The organism is Aquimarina sp. AD1 (assembly GCF_003443695.1).
In the GTDB taxonomy this organism is placed as follows: domain Bacteria; phylum Bacteroidota; class Bacteroidia; order Flavobacteriales; family Flavobacteriaceae; genus Aquimarina; species Aquimarina latercula.
This window is the reverse complement of the sequence record NZ_CP031966.1, coordinates 4,354,395-4,371,532: the sequence shown is the minus strand read 5'-3', so window position 1 is coordinate 4,371,532 and position 17,138 is coordinate 4,354,395. Positions and strand designations below refer to the sequence as shown.

At 32.6% G+C, this 17,138-nt stretch carries 13 protein-coding genes; 4 read left to right on the top strand and 9 right to left on the bottom strand.

What is annotated here, in order from left to right:
- Nucleotides 1-50: 50 nt before the first annotated feature.
- Nucleotides 51-2,000, bottom strand: a complete 1,950-nt coding sequence (locus D1815_RS18790) for an alpha-amylase family glycosyl hydrolase (protein ID WP_120650124.1) — start codon at nucleotides 1,998-2,000, stop codon at nucleotides 51-53.
- 193 nt (nucleotides 2,001-2,193) lie between these two features.
- On the opposite strand from D1815_RS18790, the gene D1815_RS18785 reads away from it, so the two are divergent.
- Both D1815_RS18785 and D1815_RS18780 read left to right on the top strand, forming a co-directional pair.
- A complete protein-coding gene (locus D1815_RS18785; protein ID WP_027393935.1) occupies nucleotides 2,194-2,451 on the top strand; it encodes a hypothetical protein in 258 nt (85 codons plus the stop codon).
- Between the two features lie 83 nt (nucleotides 2,452-2,534).
- On the top strand, nucleotides 2,535-2,732 hold the full coding sequence (locus D1815_RS18780; RefSeq protein WP_027393936.1) for a cold-shock protein: 198 nt from the start codon (nucleotides 2,535-2,537) through the stop codon (nucleotides 2,730-2,732).
- Nucleotides 2,733-2,778: 46 nt separating this feature from the next.
- Here the strand turns inward: D1815_RS18780 and D1815_RS18775 are convergent, their stop codons facing one another.
- From D1815_RS18775 to D1815_RS18755, 5 genes are all read right to left on the bottom strand, one after another.
- Complete coding sequence (locus D1815_RS18775; protein WP_118388893.1) at nucleotides 2,779-3,558, bottom strand: hypothetical protein; 780 nt, start codon at nucleotides 3,556-3,558, stop codon at nucleotides 2,779-2,781.
- A 28-nt stretch (nucleotides 3,559-3,586) separates the two neighbouring features.
- Nucleotides 3,587-4,366: a hypothetical protein gene (locus D1815_RS18770; protein ID WP_027393938.1), complete on the bottom strand. Its 780-nt coding sequence runs from the start codon at nucleotides 4,364-4,366 to the stop codon at nucleotides 3,587-3,589.
- Between the two features lie 70 nt (nucleotides 4,367-4,436).
- Nucleotides 4,437-5,099 (bottom strand): PolC-type DNA polymerase III, encoded by a 663-nt coding sequence (locus tag D1815_RS18765; RefSeq protein WP_118388892.1) that lies wholly within the window; start codon nucleotides 5,097-5,099, stop codon nucleotides 4,437-4,439.
- 2 nt (nucleotides 5,100-5,101) lie between these two features.
- On the bottom strand, nucleotides 5,102-7,021 hold the full coding sequence (locus tag D1815_RS18760) for a DUF294 nucleotidyltransferase-like domain-containing protein (protein ID WP_118388891.1): 1,920 nt from the start codon (nucleotides 7,019-7,021) through the stop codon (nucleotides 5,102-5,104).
- A gap of 16 nt (nucleotides 7,022-7,037) precedes the next feature.
- On the bottom strand, nucleotides 7,038-7,487 hold the full coding sequence (locus tag D1815_RS18755; RefSeq protein WP_027393941.1) for a nucleoside deaminase: 450 nt from the start codon (nucleotides 7,485-7,487) through the stop codon (nucleotides 7,038-7,040).
- Nucleotides 7,488-7,646: 159 nt separating this feature from the next.
- On the opposite strand from D1815_RS18755, the gene D1815_RS18750 reads away from it, so the two are divergent.
- Entirely contained in the window at nucleotides 7,647-9,425 is a 1,779-nt protein-coding gene (locus D1815_RS18750; RefSeq protein ID WP_118388890.1) for a 1-deoxy-D-xylulose-5-phosphate synthase, read from the top strand.
- Between the two features lie 49 nt (nucleotides 9,426-9,474).
- On the opposite strand, the gene D1815_RS18745 is transcribed toward D1815_RS18750, so the two are convergent.
- Nucleotides 9,475-12,111 (bottom strand): T9SS-dependent M36 family metallopeptidase, encoded by a 2,637-nt coding sequence (locus tag D1815_RS18745; protein ID WP_118388888.1) that lies wholly within the window; start codon nucleotides 12,109-12,111, stop codon nucleotides 9,475-9,477.
- A 445-nt stretch (nucleotides 12,112-12,556) separates the two neighbouring features.
- On the opposite strand from D1815_RS18745, the gene D1815_RS18740 reads away from it, so the two are divergent.
- On the top strand, nucleotides 12,557-13,006 hold the full coding sequence (locus D1815_RS18740; protein WP_118388886.1) for a lipocalin family protein: 450 nt from the start codon (nucleotides 12,557-12,559) through the stop codon (nucleotides 13,004-13,006).
- A gap of 52 nt (nucleotides 13,007-13,058) precedes the next feature.
- Here the strand turns inward: D1815_RS18740 and dgt are convergent, their stop codons facing one another.
- Entirely contained in the window at nucleotides 13,059-14,402 is a 1,344-nt protein-coding gene (dgt, locus tag D1815_RS18735; protein WP_118388884.1) for a dGTP triphosphohydrolase, read from the bottom strand.
- Between the two features lie 85 nt (nucleotides 14,403-14,487).
- Nucleotides 14,488-16,959: a ribonucleoside-diphosphate reductase subunit alpha gene (locus D1815_RS18730; protein ID WP_118388882.1), complete on the bottom strand. Its 2,472-nt coding sequence runs from the start codon at nucleotides 16,957-16,959 to the stop codon at nucleotides 14,488-14,490.
- Between the last annotated feature and the right edge of the window lie 179 nt (nucleotides 16,960-17,138).

The window sequence follows — 17,138 nt, the reverse complement described above, 5'->3', positions numbered from 1 at the left end:
TCCCACTAAGATAAATTCTTAGTGGGATTTAAAAATCAAAAAAAGAGATGTTATTTTTTGATTAATTGGACAATTTCATTCCGTCCATCCAAAATTATTTTTATCAAATACATTCCTTGAACCAGATTAGGTGTTTCTATACTAATAATATTCTCTTGAACCTCTACTCCATCATTACTCATTACCTTTTTTCCTAGAATATTATATATTTCTACTTGCACATCTTTTAATCTTACATTAGTCATTTGAAAAGAAATTTTTACAGAGTTTGTAAAAGGATTTGGCCAAACTTTTGCAAAAGCTAGATTTGGTAAATCAATCGTATCTACTCCTAAAGTTTGAGAAATAGGCTCGCTAATTAATACCAATCCAAAACTTGTTCCAAAACTAACGGTACCATTGGTAACTGTTCCTAACGATCCAGAAAAGTAATCTTGTAATTCTGTTCCGTCTTCCCACATCCCAAATACATCCAAAACTCCAGTAAAGTCATTATCATTACCCGTGTAGACAAGAGCTTTATCCTGAAAGCCATTTTTATCATATTCTCTCTTAAAAGTATAAGGAGTGTCTTGTAGTTTTGTATGTTTTCCTGCTCCTACAGAAATATGTTCTCTTCTAAACTTACCAATTTTCTGATAATGTGTTAATGTTAGCGAAGCAACAGAATTCGGATTAGTAAGTTCATCAAAATTCATATTAGAGCGTAATGTAGCATCTCCTGTAGCACCACCACCTGGAGTAAGTGTTCTAGCAGTTTCATCTCCATAATATATCTGTGCTGGCCCTGGTGTTAATAATAATTTGGTACCAGCTTCAAAAGTCTTTTGTCTATTCCTATCAAACACTTCTTCAGTATCATGATTGGTTAAAAAATTCATTGCACTTTTTCCTTCTCCTAATTGATTTTGTAATAGATTATCATATCTACTAAAAATACTTTCCAAACCTTCATCCGCATTAAACCTAAACTCGAAATTGATTAAGTTTGCAAACCCATTGTTATAATAATCTACATTAAAACCATCTCCTGTAAAATTTCTTCCCATTGTGGGAGCATTATAATTAAAGACTTCTCCAGTCATCCAAAAATCAAGATCGTCTAACTTTTTGCTAGGGTTGTTAGTTTTCCATTCTCTTAAAGCAATGATACCTTCTGCCTCCAACTCTTTCCATACAGCTTCTTCTACGTGTTTTACAGTATCTACTCTAAAACCATCTACTCCATATTTTCTAACATAATCTGTGAGCCATTTAATGATATAACTTCTTGGAGATCTAGATTTACCTGTTCTATTAAAAAAATCATTCAGTTCATTTTCTTCTCGTTCTCTTCTCCCTTCTTGATTCCATTTCTCTAATAACCAATTTGGCAAGCTTACATTATCATTAGAATCAGTTCTAATGTCTGGTAAGTTATCTACTAGCTCACAAGGTATTGTACCATTAGGACCTTGAAAATTACAATCAGGATCTCTTCGCACCCACTCATCCGGCCATGATTGATTTTGATCTGTACTTGTGTCAGGGCCAACATGATTCAATACAACATCTAACAAAACTCTAATTCCATGCTCGTGCGCAGTATCTACAAAAGTTCCAAAAAGAGCATTGGTTCCTAAGTTTGCATCTATATTGGTCCAGTCTTTTGCCCAATATCCATGAAAACCGTATCCGGCTCCTGGAACAGATCCATAAATATTTTCAATTGGCGGTGTAATCCATAGAGCATTTACGCCAAGGTCATCAAAATATCCTTCTTCTATTTTATTAATTAAGCCTAATAAGTCTCCTCCTTCGTAATTTCTTAGTGGCGGTCCATCTTGTGGTCGACTATAAGAAATATCATTAGAAGGATCACCATTTTCAAAACGATCCGTAAGAACAAAATATACTGTTGCGTTTTCCCATACAAATGGCAAATCCCTTTCTGATTGTGCATAACTAGCGCTGTAGAAATACAGCATTAAAGTTACTGCAATTACTAAACTCTTTTTCATTGTGTGATTTTTTAAGTTTTGTTTGTGTTTGATATACGTATAAGTTTAATTTGTTAAGGTCTAAAAGCTTTTAGAGCGCATTTAAACCTTAGATCTTAGAAAACGTATGTTTTATAAAACTATTAGATGATTTTTTTACGAAAACCTTTGATTGTTAATAAATTGTACTTAAATCACCAAAAAAAACTCTTAGATGAAATATGTTATTAGAATATTATTCATTGCAGTAGTCGCCCTAGTCGCTATTGGTTATTATCATAAAAACTCTGGAGATCATCTTACAGGAGACAAATGGGTTGGTCTCGGAATCTTAGGTGCTTCTTTTATATTAATGCCTTTATTCATATATCACAGATGGAAAGATAAAAAGGTTAAAGATTATATGTTAACTGAAGAAAACCTTCAAAAAATGAGAGATCACGGTAAAGAGGAAAAAACTGACAAAAACTAAAATTATGCAAATATTTACATTTTAATAACAAATCTTTTTGCATTAAAAGTTACCTTTATGTTTCATAATATTATCTTATTACAATGGAAGGAACAGTAAAATTTTTCAATGAATCTAAAGGTTACGGGTTCATTACCAACGATGAAACAGGAAAGGACATCTTTGTACACGCTTCAGGATTAAATGGTGAAGCGCTTAATGAAGGTGACAAAGTAGAGTATGAAGAAGAAGAAGGAAGAAAAGGAATTATTGCAGCTCAGGTTCGCGTAATTCATGGTTAAGATAAAAAACTTCTAAGTTTCATAGGCGCTAATCATAGCGCCTTTTTTATTCTTTTACATTATACTTTTTCTTAAACAATTCTACTTGCATTATTAAAAATTCTAAAACTTTTAAATCATCATTTGTTTTAAGAACAGTTTTTAAACTTTTCTCTTCATTTAAAAAATCCAAAAAATTATAAAACTCTGTTTCGGGTATTTCCAATTCTTTTATAAAAAACTCTTCTTTATAAAAATCTGTTATTTGGGCTTTAGATTCAATCTGTTTCGATTTATTTCTAAAAGCTCCAGATATTAGATTAATTAATATTCCTATATCAATCGATATCGAAGCTTGGCTACTTCCCTGTCCTAAAGCGATATTTTTTACTGGTGATTGGGCATCATCTTGCCAAACAATCCTCATTTTCTTGATCTGAGCTGCATTCCACAATGGTAATCTATCCTCGTATGTTGGTATTTCTTGGATGTCCTTTTGTATATCTCCAGATAAAATATACTCTGATATTCTTACTTCATCTAATTCATTAACCTCTGGTTCTAAGAAAACCGTAAAATTATCCGATTGTAAATCTTCTTTAGTAATTACAAGCTTTTCTAATTGGAATTGAATTGATGAAAACACAACTTGATCTCCTGGTTCTGCCTCTATTTTAAAATATCCTAATGCATTACTAATAGTACCTATCTCTTTGGTAAGATTGACAATATTAACTGCTTCTAATTCTAATGTTTTTACAACAATTCTTCCTTCTAACCAAGAGTTATTCTGGCCAAAACTTAATAAAGAGATCAAAAAAAAGAGATGGAAAATATTTTTTTGCATTTGTTTCTTCAAATAGTGTAATACATTTTCAGTTTTTCTCTTTTCGTAGAATTTTAGTATTAAAATCTTTACTTTGATTAATTAGGTATTCTAATATCCTTAACTCATCTCTTGTTTTTAGCACCTCTTTTGTTTCTACTTTTTGATTTAGATAATCTATAAAATTATACACTTCAACTTCAGGTATTTCTAATTCATTCACTAAAAAATCACCATTATAAAAATCTGACACTTTTGGAATACGAACTACTTTTTTAGGTCTCTTTTTCTTAAAAAGACTAGCAATCATCCTACCTGTAGCTATAAAATTAAAAGCGGTAGCATTTTTTCTATGATCAATAGTTGTATTTCTAACAGTTGCAGCACCTTTTTCATGTACAAAAGGAGTAGTATCCAATAGTTTTGCATTAAACATTGGTAATTTATCCTCAATTGTTTCAATTTTCTTTATATCCTCCTTAGGCTCTCCTGAAAGATTATACCGAGAAATAGTGACTTCGTCTAATTCATTTACTTTAACCTCTAATTGTATAGTTAGATTCGCTTTTTTTAGATCTTGTTTAGTAACTATATGTGATTTTTGGTAATGTTGGACTGATGAAAAAATGATCGTATCCCCTTTATTGGCTTTTATTTCAAAAAAACCAACTTTATCATTTATTGTTCCTATACCTTGGCTAATATTTATAATATTTACCGACTTCTGATGAATCGTATCTGTGAGTATTTTACCTCTTAAAATCTCATTATCTTGAGAAAAGCCAACAGAGCTCACTAAAGAAATAATAACATATAGTTCTTTTCGCATTTTGATTGATTCTACAAAAAAGACTGAGATCTATAAAAACAGTTGCAAGTATTGTTTAAACACCTTAATCTTAAAACAGATTAGACAGCTTATCCGTTTTAAGAATTTTTAATCTTGCTATGGTTTTAAGGAAAGCTATTGCAGTAATAAAAGCATCTCCAGAGGCTGTATGTCGATCGCTTTTGGATATTTTTAAGTCATCACATAATTCATCTAAACTATAATGAAGATGCTTTCTATGGGTATGATATACGATATGTTTAGTTTTCCGAAAAAGTACTCCAGTATCCAAAAACCTATTCTTTAATGTCCCTAACCCATGCCTTTTTAAGGCACTATTTATCATTCTGCGATCAAAATCTGCATGATGTGCAATTAATATAGCGTTTCCTATATATTTTATGAATAACTCAATTGCTCTGTATTCTAATATCGTATCAAAATTATTATTCTTTCGAATCCCATGAATCTCTACTGTATCAGAATTGAAAACATCTTGTTCTAGATATAATTCCAATTGATCTGCCACGTCAATTGCAACATTATTAATTGCAACACATCCAATAGATAGAATCCTATCATCCTTATAATCAAAGCCAGTAGTTTCTGTATCAAATGCAACAAACCTAACCTCATCAATAGTTTTTCTCTGAAAACGATTTTCAAAAAGTGAAAGATAATTATTCCAGAAATCTGGAAGCTCTTTATTTCTATTTAGAGACCATAAACTCATCACTACATTAATGTTTTTAACTGAAAACGTACTCTTAACACCTCTTGAATATCCCGTATGGGCTTAAAACATCTTTTAAGCTTTAGTTTATCACTTTTACTCAATGTATTTAATTTAATAAATCTCCCAGAGTCTTTATGAATTAACCCCTGACGTGTTCTAAACTTAAGTAGCACTCTAAAGGCCTTTGCACAACTCTCAAAAAGCTCCTTGTTATTTGGTTCTAGTATTGCAAGTTTTTCATACCGAAGTAATGTATTATTAACTCCTTTTAAATTATGATATAGTGATAAAATTCTTGCTCCATCGATCAATACCATCATAGCTCTTGTTTTGATATCAAAAGTATCCTTATGTTCTCCATTTTGTTCAACCAAAAACTGCTTAAAAAAACCTAAAGGCGATGGTTTTTGTAATGCACTAACTCCCAACAATCCTAAAAACCTTTTACTTTTATTAACTCCATCAAAAACCACATCAGATAGCTGATTTACCATATATGGATCTCCATATACTAACTGAAAATCAAAGAATATTGATGACAATAAGGTACTTTCTTCCGTTGGGGTTGTCATCCAATTTCTAAACTGCATTTCCCATTCCATAGCAGACATGCACCATCTTGGGTTACTTGCCATCATTTCTGCTGGACAATACTCAAAACCAATTGTGTGTAAGCTTTTAGTAATTATTCGCGCTAATTCTAAAAAGTAGCGTTGAGTTGATTCATATATATCTTCGCTAACATCTTCGAATACAATGGCATTATCTTGATCAGTTAACAACAACTGTTCTCTTCTTCCTTGACTACCTAAAACTAAAAAACTAAACTTCACTGGTGGTTTTTCTGGCATTTCTTTTAATGATAATTCGATTGCTCTAATTACCAATGCATCATTAACTTCTGAAATAAGATTTAAGATATGTAATGTTGGAATATCTTGTTCTAAATATGTTTTTAACAATCTTTCTAACTGCTTCCTAATATATCTAAGTCGTTGTATTTTTTTAGCTCTCTTAATCTCCTTAATCAATACGGAAGGATTATTTCCAAAAGACACTAACAAATCATGATTAGAAAAAACGCCAACTAGCTTTGAACTGCGAGTTCCATCCTTAGTTATACAAAGATGACTAATATTATTTTTGATTAACGCAATTTGTGCTTCTGCTACGGTCAACTTTTTAGCATATGTTTTAACTGGAGTATTCATAATCTCTGTAACCATTGCGGTAGCCGGAAACAAACCTGTAGCTACTTTTGCTCTAAGATCACTATCAGTTACGATACCTATTGGGTATTTATTTTCATCCGCAACGACTACTGCATCTACTTTACGTTTGTTCATTTCTAAAGCAATATCCTTTACAATAGTAGATGAATTACATGTTAGTGGTTTTTTGCGATAAGAAATTGTCCGCAAAGTAGAAAGATCATTTGCCGTATCAATGGATATAGTATTATCTATTCTTTTTCCCTTTTCTGTCTCCGTATAATAGTTTCTCGCATGGGTTGCAAATGTTTCTAGCAGAAAAGTATTTACGTCTTTATTCTGATCAATAAAGGGTTTGAAAACTGATGATGGAATTGCATACACTATAGACTCTTCATTGGCTAAAGAGGCCATTCTATAATTCTTTTTAATAATCATAATACGAAGCCCAAAAAGATCTCCGGTATCACATATATCTACTAAATCCTTTTCGTTTCCAATGTTTCTGTATAATCCAATTGCTCCCTCTCTTACTATATAAAATTCATCGTGGCACTTTTCATCTTGATTAAACACATACTCTCCCTTCTCTAAATACAATACTCGAATCTGACCAGAAATCATTAATAATTCTTCCTTTCTCAACATACTGAAAGGTGGAAACTGTTTCAAAAAATCCTGAATTCGTTCTGCAATTGTATTTTTCATGAAGATATCATTAGTATCAATTTAAATTACGTTTTTCAATAAAAAAGCGTTTAAGTATTTCACTACACTCTTCTTCTAATACACCCCCTGTCATTTTGGTTTTAGGATGTAATTTTGTCCCCATGTTAATACACCCGCGTTGTTCATCCCTTGCTCCGTATACTATTTTACCGATCTGACTCCAAAACAAGGCACCAGCGCACATTTGACATGGTTCTATTGTCACATACAACGTACATTCTTTTAAATACTTCCCACCTAAAAAATTTGCAGCTGCCGTAATAGCTTGCATTTCGGCATGAGCCGTTACATCATTTAATAGCTCTGTTAAGTTATGTGCTCTAGCAATAATTCTATCAGAAACTACTATCACCGCTCCTATAGGTATTTCTCCTTTCTCATAGGCCAATTCGGCTTCCTGAAGTGCCTTTCTCATAAAATGTGAGTCGTCGTATGGATCAAACATAAACTTATTTTAATTTAAAGTAAAACTAATAAATATAATCCTTCTTATTTTCAATGTATTCAGCTTTATAAGAAACTATCTCAATTAATTTTATGAGATCTCATTAGAATTACCAATTAGAGACTGTTACAGCTCATTTCAAAATAGTACTTTTACTGAATGAAAGACACACTACTTTCGCATATTGAATATCCAGAAGATCTCCGTAAACTATCAGTTAATCAATTACCAGATTTAGCGAAAGAGTTACGAAACTTTGTGATTAACATTGTAGCCAGTAAAGAAGGACATTTAGGCGCTAGTTTAGGTGTTATAGAACTTACGATTGCTTTACATTACATTTTTGATACTCCAAATGATTTATTAGTCTGGGATGTTGGACATCAAGCATATCCTCATAAGATACTTACAGGAAGGAAAAGTTTATTTCATACCAATCGACAATTAAACGGTATTAGTGGATTTCCTAAACGAAGTGAAAGTGAATATGATACTTTTGGTGTTGGACATTCTTCAACTTCTATTTCTGCTACTTTGGGAATGGCTATTGCCTCAAAACTGAAAGGCAATAGTGTCAAACAACATATTGCGGTAATTGGAGATGCTTCTATCGCCAGTGGAATGGCTTTTGAAGGATTAAATCACGCAGGAGTCACTGATGCCAATATGCTAATTATTTTAAACGATAATTCAATTGGAATTGACCCGAGTGTAGGAGCTTTAAAAGAATACTTAACCAAAGCCAAAGTTGGTTACAAACCTAAAACCGATAATATTATTGAAGCCTTGAATTTTAAATACTTTGGCCCAATAGATGGACATGATTTACCAACTTTATTAAAAACACTCGAAAAATTAAAGACTATAAAAGGTCCAAAACTCTTACACATTATAACTACTAAGGGAAAAGGGCTTAAACAAGCAGAAGAAAACCAGGTTACTTATCACGCCCCCGGAAAATTTGATGCGCATACGGGAGAATTAATTCCTAAAAAAGATATTCAACAACCTCCTAAATTTCAAGATGTATTTGGGTATACTATTCTAGAACTGGCTAGAAAAAACGAAAAGATTATTGGGATAACACCCGCAATGCCAACCGGTAGTTCTTTAAAATATATGATGCAAGAAATGCCAGATAGAGCATTCGATGTTGGTATTGCCGAACAACATGCAATCACGTTAGCTGCTGGAATGGCAACGCAAGGATTAATACCTTTCTGTACCATCTATTCTACATTTTTACAGCGTGCTTATGATCAATTAATCCATGATGTAGCACTACAGAATCTACCTGTAATTTTCTGTATTGATCGCGCTGGGTTAGTTGGAGCAGATGGTGCAACACACCATGGTGTTTTTGATATTGCATATCTGAACTGTATTCCTAATATGATTATAGCAGCACCGGCGAATGAAATTGAGTTAAGAAACCTTATTTATACGAGTACATTAGGCTTAAAAAATCCAATAGCAATTAGATATCCTAGAGGTAGAGGAAAAATAATAGATTGGAAAGTTCCTATGACAGAAATTTCAATAGGAAAAGGAAAGTGTTTAAGAAATGAAATTTCGAAAATAGCTATCTTATCGACAGGAACAATAGCGAATAACATTATAGATGCGTTAAAACACATCGACAAAACAATAAGTCACTACCATTTTTGCTTTATAAAACCTTTAGATTCTGAATTATTAAAAGAAATACTACAAAAACATACTACTATTATAACGGCAGAAGATAGTGTTATCAAAGGAGGTTTTGGAAGTACTATTATAGAATTTGCGAATCATCATAATTTTCAAAATAGGATAATCACCCTTGGAGTACCGGATCACTTTATACATCAAGGAACTACAGAAGAATTACAAGAAATTTGTGGTATTTCTGTAGAAAAAATAAGAGAGACTATTTTTAAAAATATGCCTGACAAGTAAAAAGAGGCTATTTTTATAAAACAGCCTCTTTTATGTTTATTTATAGAATCTATTCTATTATAATTTTAGAAGTAGAAATTCCTTCTCCATTCTCAGCTTCAATTCTTAACAGATAGATTCCTGATCTAAGACCTGTTTCTACTCTATAAAGATTTGTAAGACTTACCCTTTCTTTATATACTATTCTACCATTCATATCAAAAATATAAATATTACTATCCCCTAAGCTTTCAGAAACTCTAATATTAAATATTCCTCGCGAAGGATTAGGCTCTATCTTAAAAATGCTTTCATTAAAACTATCAACACTCAATGTAGAGCAATCTAACTCACTTGATGGAGGAAGATTGAATGCAGCAATCTGATCAAAACGATCATCAGTAGAACCTTCCAAAGCTCCATAACCAACTCCTCTTCTTGCAAAGACATCCCAAATAACACATTTATTTGCTTCGTTATTAGGAAGCAATTCTGCTGCTGCAAGGATACCATCTCTTCCACTCACAAATCCAGGGTTACAAGCTTGAAGTTTTAATCCGTCAATTACTAATTGCATTGCTAAGTTATTACCTCCTGTGCCATTATATAAATCAGGGTCAAAACCATCTCTTTCAATAAAAGCCCAAGTCATATCCCATAAAATAGATGCCCAAATTGAACCTATCCCATGAGGCTGCGAAAAACCTTGATCATCTTTAACATTATCGTAAGTAACAGGGTTAACATTCATATCTGTACTATAAGGAAACGGTCGAATCCCAGCACCTGAAGTAGGCTGTCCCGTAGCATACGTACCTATACCTCTGCTATCTGTTCCATTATCACCAGATTCGATAGTCATCATCAATGCAAACCAATCTGACCATCCTTCCCCCATTTGTTCTGCATTACCTAAACAACCCGCAGCAGATGGACCTCCAGCAAGTCTATTTGAAATACCATGACCATATTCATGAATCACGATACCATTATCAAAAGAACCATCTTCGGCAATTATATTTTTTCCAGCATCTGAAAGACTAACATTAACGGGAATTAAACTACTTTTTATAGCATTAATAATATCTTCTCCATCTGTCATATTAATCATTACAGCAGGAATAGTTATCGCATTATTTTCCCCTCCCATTGGGATAGGATTTCCTCCCACATTATTAACTACTAATACCGCAAGAGCACCCGCTTGCTGACATCGAAATACTTTATCAGTAAAATTACACTCACCTCTTCTAACAACCGCAATTTTACCATCTAAATCAGAACTATTTATAAGTTCAGAGCAAATATCATTTTCATCTATTGTAGCATCGTCATCTACCGCTAAAGCTAAGTCAGCTGTTATTGCATCGGGAGCACTTGGGGCATCTACATGCCCAGGATCAAAACTGTTATCTGATACAGGGTATCCTCCTGACAAAGAAGTATTATTAACATTAAAAACCTGAACATCAGAACTAGCCTGGGGATTCCATAAAAACATTGACATTTTAGGGTTAGCACCGTCTGGTGGTGTCCCAAATGTAGCATTATTAGTCCCTGATCCATCAATAGCATCAGCAGAAACTTCATCACCACCAAAACCTCCTTTTCCATAATTATTAAATTGAAAATTTCCAGAGGTTTCATCAAAACCATACTGATACCATACATCATGAACTACATTATTTGCATAAAACAAATTAGTGATAGATGCATCTTCATTATCCGCTACTAAGGCACCATCTAAATAGGGATAATCAAAAATTAGACCTCCTCCTCCATCAGGCATGTATCCAATTCCATCATTGCCATCAAAATCCTCAGAAGCAATTACATTATTACCCCTTGTAGTATTAAACTCTGCACCTTCTACTCCATCGGTATCATGCCAACCAAAAGGCGAAGCATTATCATCCTCTTGACCAGATATTAATTGTCTATCACCATGATTAGGACTTTCAACGGAAGGAATTGGAAATACATTATATACCGGGGTATCCATAGGCAACACAACAGGAACTTGCAATTCAGATTCCAATAAAGAATTACTTCCAGTAATTAAATTTTCATTATGAACATGAGTATTAAAAGAACACTTAACTATCCAATCATTTTGACTTAATAAGTTACCGTCCTCAGCATTTAATCTAATGCTATACCAGTTCTTTCCATCCTTAGTATGAATACTCAAATCCCAGCAAAGAAAAAGTCTTTCTTCTTTCAATTCATAAACCAAATTTACGGGTATTTCATCCATAGAAATATTACTTCTAGTGACTACAAACGAATTTTCTTCAGAAGATTTTTTTTGAAGTATTCTCACATCTTTAAGACCTTCTAAACCTAAAATTCTTGCTGCATATACAACAGCATCCTCTGCAGATAACAAAGGTGTTACTGTATTTATTTTGTCCGAAATATCCTTTACATAATTGCCCTGAAAAGAAACTACCTTTCCATTCTTAATTGCAAAACTACCAATTGCATTTTTTATAGGAATTCCCTTATATTGCTGTATAACGTAAGTTGTACTCACATTCATACTTTTAGAAAAAGATTCTGATTGAATACTAAGACTATTTATATCTTTTGTACTAATTCCTGAATCTAATAGATAATCTTTAATAATGTCCATTTTCTCTGTTTGAGAAAATCCAAGATTAAGCCCAAATACAAGTATTAAAAGTTTAAAATAAATTTGTTCCATTGTTTAATTAAATTGAGTTTGTGAAATTGATAAAAGGATTATATTATAAATACGAGAACTAAATATTTCCCTAATAAGCTGTTCCACAAAAATAATTAATAAGTTGTCTCTCGCAAGAACAAACTAAAAAGAATACATCATCAATCCTTCGATCTTTTAAAATTTCAACAAGTAACTTCTATCTTGGAGCCTCGCGAGATAGTTCATGACATTAATAAATCTACAAGCTAATCCTTACAAATTATTACTCGTTAATAAGTGTTTTTAAAATTTAATGGTAACATTTTTACAATTTTATGAACTACTTAATAAAATGATGTATTAATTAAACAAAAAGTAAGTTTATTGCTTCTTTTTTTAAAATAAAAAATTCACTTAATTGTTTTACACCCTAAAAAAATGTTAATTCGTCAAAATTTTTAAAATTAAACTAAAAGTATTACTAATGAAAAAACTAAATCTATTCTTAACCTTATTATTGACTATTACATTATTTTCATGCCGAAGTGATGATGATGGTACACTTGAAAACATTGAAATTACTGAAGCCAATCTAATTGGGACTTGGGACCTTACTTCAGGAACAGAAAATGGAGAAAGCTATGAGCCTTTTTCTTGCGTTTATAGAATGACATTGGCCACAGATGCAAATGGTGAAAATGTTGCAACATTTGTTGAAGGGTACACAGAAAACGGTAATTGCCAAGAATCTACATCTGTTGATTACTGGTGGGCTCTATCTGGAAATAATTTAAATACAGGTATAGAAGATATTGATACGTATGATGAATCCGAAGAAATAATAGAATTAAGTTCTACTACATTAAGATTACGATATACAGAAGAAGAAGAAGGTATCACGTATACATATGTAGATACATATACCAAACTATAACTTCATTGCTAAAAAAATAAACCTATTGGACATCTATTCCGATAGGTTTATTCTAAACTTGTAACCCTTTAATCTTCTGAAATTTTAATAGTGCATTCCCATCAGTTAGACTTGCTACATAATTACTTATACTAATTAATCTAGTATATAGGTCATCATTGGTATAGTCGAAATTATTTCCTTCAGCTTTTAGAATCAATTTATCATAATTAGAGGCTTTTTGATTCATAAAATGATCTGTTGCCACACAATATCTATCTAAAAGAGTAGCAAGAATCTCGTATCCTGCAATTTCTTTCTCTACTACTTCCTGACTTTGATATATCTTATCGATACTAATCTTTATAATATCATCGATTTGAGCCTGATATTTACTTTTATCAATAAGTGCCGCATCAAAATCTCCTTTTAGTATCTCTTCTTCGTTTTCTAAAAAGATATTTGCAGCTTCTTGTATCAAGGTATTAATTGCTAATGCTCTTAAATAACTTAGGCGATCAGCTGTAGTGATCAGACTATTATATTTTGATGTATTGATTGTATCCTTTACTAACTTGATAAGATATTCTAGCGCATACTCTTCTTGTATCAATCCTAAATTAATACCATCTTCAAAATCAATAATGGTATAACAAATATCATCAGCTGCTTCTACTAAAAAAGTTAATGGATGACGGCTATAGGTGATTTCATCTCCTATTTTTTGAGAAAGTAACCCCATTTCTTCTGCTACTTCTTTAAAAAAAATTGTTTCGTTTTGAAAATAGCCAAATTTCTTATGTGCAATATGTGAGGTTGGTTTTTTAGGTAAAGACTCTTTAGGATATTTCATAAAGGCTCCTAACGTAGCATATGATAGTCGTAAACCTCCTTCTATGCCTTGTTTAGATTCTGTTAAAATCTTAAAACCATTTGCATTTCCTTCAAAATCTATAAGATCTTGATATTGTTTTGGAGTCAAATATTCTTTATACATTTTACCTTTTCCGGTAGCAAAATATTCTCCTATCGCTTTTTCTCCCGAATGTCCAAACGGAGGATTCCCGATATCATGAGATAGAGAAGCAGCCGCCACAATAGCTCCAAAGTCATTAAATTGATACCGGTGAATGGTAGAAAGATGTGGATGTTTTTCTAAAATCTTTTTCCCTACTGCTCTACCTAAAGAACGCCCTACAACAGAAACCTCTAAACTATGTGTTAATCGAGTATGTACAAAACTTGTTTTGGATAAGGGAATTACTTGTGTTTTATCCTGTAAACTTCTAAACGCAGAAGAAAATATAATTCTATCATAATCCACCTCAAAACCTAATCGAGTTTCGTCTTGTTCTTTACGTAATCTTTTATTCGTATCTCCCTGTCTTTTTAAGGATAGGAGCTGTTCCCAGTTCATCATAATTTTAAGAAAAATCGAATATACAAAAAAGGGAAGCTTCTATACAGAAAACTTCCCTTTTGCCCTATTTAAATGGTCTTAATTAAGACCCACACATTAAACAATCATCTCCTTCAGCTTCTTTTGATTGCGCTATTAACGCTTTCAATTCTTCTGGAGTTAAGGAGGTACCTTCTGCAGAAACCTGCACAGCTTCTGGCTGCTCTTCTGTTTTAGAAGCTGATTGCGCTTCCATTACTTGAGCCGCTGCCACTGCTACTTGCTCCGCTTGTGGTTGTTCTTTCTTTTCAGTCTTAAGCGTAAACTTAATTGCATCTACTGCAGATTTTGTTCTCAGGTAATACATACCTGTTTTTAATCCACTCTTCCAAGCATAGAAATGCATTGAAGTAAGTTTTGCCATCGTAGCACCTTCCATAAATAAGTTTAGCGACTGCGATTGATCTATAAAATATCCTCTATGACGAGACATATCTATAATATCCTTCATACTCAATTCCCAAACTGTTTTATACAACTCTTTAAGGTTTTGAGGAATGATATCTATATTCTGGATAGATCCATTGGCACGCATAATAGCATCCTTAAGATCATCGCTCCATAAATTTAATTTTACTAAATCTTCTAATAAATGTTTATTTACTACAATAAATTCACCAGATAACACACGTCTTGTATAGATATTACTTGTGTAAGGCTCAAACGCTTCGTTATTTCCTAAAATCTGAGAAGTTGATGCTGTTGGCATAGGAGCAACTAATAATGAGTTACGAACCCCATTCTCTAACACTTCTTTTCTAAGACTGGCCCAATTCCAACGTCCACTTAATTCTTCATCTTTAATTCCCCATAAATTATGTTGGAATTCTCCTTTAGATATTGGTGATCCTTCATAAGATTGATATGGACCATCTGCAGTAGCTTCTTCCATAGACGCTGTTACTGCAGCAAAATATAAAGTTTCAAAAATTTCTTGATTCAGTTTCTTAGCCTCATCACTAGTAAAAGGCATACGCAATTGAATAAAAGTATCCGCAAGTCCTTGTACTCCTAATCCAATAGGACGATGACGCATATTAGAATTCTCAGCTTCTTTTACAGGATAATAATTACGATCTATTACTTTATTTAAGTTTTTTGTTACTCGTTTTGTAATTCTAAAAAGCTCTTCGTGATCAAATGCTCCATTTTTTACAAACATTGGTAACGCAATAGATGCCAAATTACATACTGCTACCTCATCAGGACTAGTGTACTCCATAATTTCTGTACACAAGTTAGAAGAACGAATAGTTCCCAAATTCTGCTGATTAGATTTACGATTTGCTGCATCTTTATACAACATGTATGGAGTTCCAGTTTCAATCTGAGATTCTAGAATTTTCTCCCAAAGCTCACGCGCTTTTATAGTTCTACGCCCTTTTCCTTCTGCTTCGAAACGTAAATATTCTTTTTCGAATTCATCACTATGAATATCAAATAATCCTGGACATTCATTAGGACACATTAATGTCCATTCTGCATCTTCTTGTACACGTTTCATAAATAGATCCGGAATCCACATTGCATAGAATAAATCACGAGCACGCATTTCTTCTTTACCATGGTTTTTCTTAAGATCTAAGAAATCAAATATATCTGCATGCCAAGGTTCTACATAAATAGCAAAAGAACCTTTACGCTTTCCCCCACCTTGATCTACATAACGCGCGGTATCATTAAATACACGTAACATAGGAACTATACCATTCGATGTCCCATTAGTACCTGCAATATAAGATCCTGTAGCTCTAACATTATGTATAGACAATCCAATTCCTCCAGCAGATTGTGAAATCTTCGCTGTTTGTTTCAACGTATCATAGATTCCATCAATACTATCATCTTTTGTTGCCAATAAGAAACAAGATGACATTTGTGGTTTTGGAGTTCCGGAATTAAATAACGTAGGTGTAGCGTGTGTAAAGTATTTTTTAGACATTAATTCATAGGTCTCAATTGCTGCATCTAAATCATTTAGATGAATTCCAATTGAAACTCTCATTAACATATGTTGTGGACGTTCTGCAATCTGACCATTAATTTTTAATAAGTAAGAACGCTCTAATGTTTTAAAACCAAAATAATCGTAACCAAAATCTCTATTATAAATAATTGTAGAGTCTAACTTTTCTTTATTTGCCATGATCACATCATATACTTCATCCGAGATCAGTGGTGCTTTTTTCTCAGTTCTTGGATTCACATATTCATATAAATCTGTAACAACTTCAGAAAATGTCTTCTTTGTATTTTTATGTAAATTAGAAACTGATATACGTGCAGCCAACTTAGCATAGTCTGGATGTGCTATTGTCATAGTCGCAGCAATCTCTGCAGCAAGATTATCCAGTTCACTAGTAGTTACACCATCATACAAGCCTTCTATTACCCGCATCGCTACCTTTACTGGATCAACGAGAGCGTTTAACCCATAACACAACTTCCTTACCCTTGCGGTAATTTTGTCAAACATAATTGGCTCCTTGTGACCGTCTCTTTTTACTACATACATACGTTTTTGGTTTTTATAAAATTCTTCTTCTGAAGAACTATGGTGTTAATTTGTGTTTATATTCCTCTATTTTCTTGAAAGCTATAATTATAATTGATCTCCCCCGAAATCAGATACTAAAATGAAGCCTCTGTATTATGATAATCAGAGTTATTCTCATTAATTAAAATATAACTATA

Bases quoted from the DNA above. Each gene is read 5' to 3' on its own strand.
- D1815_RS18775 (WP_118388893.1), bottom strand. From the start codon at position 3,558: ATGCAAAAAAATATTTTCCATCTCTTTTTTTTGATCTCTTTATTAAGT.
- dgt (WP_118388884.1), bottom strand. From the start codon at position 14,402: ATGAACTGGGAACAGCTCCTATCCTTAAAAAGACAGGGAGATACGAAT.
- D1815_RS18740 (WP_118388886.1), top strand. From the start codon at position 12,557: ATGAAAAAACTAAATCTATTCTTAACCTTATTATTGACTATTACATTA.
- D1815_RS18755 (WP_027393941.1), bottom strand. From the start codon at position 7,487: ATGTTTGATCCATACGACGACTCACATTTTATGAGAAAGGCACTTCAG.
- D1815_RS18785 (WP_027393935.1), top strand. From the start codon at position 2,194: ATGAAATATGTTATTAGAATATTATTCATTGCAGTAGTCGCCCTAGTC.
- D1815_RS18790 (WP_120650124.1), bottom strand. From the start codon at position 2,000: ATGAAAAAGAGTTTAGTAATTGCAGTAACTTTAATGCTGTATTTCTAC.
- D1815_RS18730 (WP_118388882.1), bottom strand. From the start codon at position 16,959: ATGTATGTAGTAAAAAGAGACGGTCACAAGGAGCCAATTATGTTTGAC.
- D1815_RS18770 (WP_027393938.1), bottom strand. From the start codon at position 4,366: ATGCGAAAAGAACTATATGTTATTATTTCTTTAGTGAGCTCTGTTGGC.
- D1815_RS18745 (WP_118388888.1), bottom strand. From the start codon at position 12,111: ATGGAACAAATTTATTTTAAACTTTTAATACTTGTATTTGGGCTTAAT.
- D1815_RS18765 (WP_118388892.1), bottom strand. From the start codon at position 5,099: ATGAGTTTATGGTCTCTAAATAGAAATAAAGAGCTTCCAGATTTCTGG.
- D1815_RS18780 (WP_027393936.1), top strand. From the start codon at position 2,535: ATGGAAGGAACAGTAAAATTTTTCAATGAATCTAAAGGTTACGGGTTC.
- D1815_RS18750 (WP_118388890.1), top strand. From the start codon at position 7,647: ATGAAAGACACACTACTTTCGCATATTGAATATCCAGAAGATCTCCGT.
- D1815_RS18760 (WP_118388891.1), bottom strand. From the start codon at position 7,021: ATGAAAAATACAATTGCAGAACGAATTCAGGATTTTTTGAAACAGTTT.